Source organism: Iodobacter sp. BJB302, from assembly GCF_002735645.1.
Classification (GTDB): domain Bacteria; phylum Pseudomonadota; class Gammaproteobacteria; order Burkholderiales; family Chitinibacteraceae; genus Iodobacter.
On sequence record NZ_PDZG01000193.1, the window covers coordinates 1 to 628 of the forward strand.

Annotated in this window: 1 pseudogene; it reads right to left on the minus strand. The window is 52.1% G+C overall.

Features of this window, described 5'->3' with window-relative positions:
• Positions 1–128: 128 nt before the first annotated feature.
• A pseudogene (locus CSQ88_RS22590) lies at positions 129–515 on the minus strand (DDE-type integrase/transposase/recombinase); the annotation flags it as partial.
• Positions 516–628 lie beyond the last annotated feature (113 nt).

Genomic DNA, 628 nt, shown 5'->3' on the forward strand with positions numbered 1-628 from the left:
TTTTACAATCGGATCCGTCGCCATTCGCGTCTGAACGACGAAGCACCAGCGGTATTTGCTAAGCAGTTTGAGCTAGCAAATCAAGAATAAACCCAAAGCGTGGTGTCCGTGATTGACGCAGCCCTCACCATTTTGGCTTTCAGGGTGTAACTTTTCATCGGCGCACCATTGTCTGAATGTAAAACCAGCGGGCTCATGCTGCAGCGCTGGGCCAGCACGCTACGTTGCAGCAGCTCAGCGGCCAGTTCTCCTGTTTCTTCTGCGTGCACTTCCCAGCCCACCGGATAGCGGCTAAACAGGTCTTCGATCATATACAGCTTGTAATACTCGCCTTTTACTGGCCCCGGCAGCCAGGTGATGTCCCACATCCATACTTGATTCGGCCCGGTGGCGGTGAAGCTGGTCGGTTTGGCTTTGCGCACCGCTTTGGCGGCCCGCCCACGATGCTGAAGTTGATTGGCCTGACGCAGTACGCGGTACATCGTTGATTCAGAAGCTAAATAGCGGTAATTGTCAAACCAGTTGTCGCCTTAATCGTTTAATATTTATGCCGTTCTTTGCTCTGCTTTTTTCCTTACAGCACCCGTCTCCGCTTCCGGTGATTTTTCTGGATTGAGGTGGACGATAT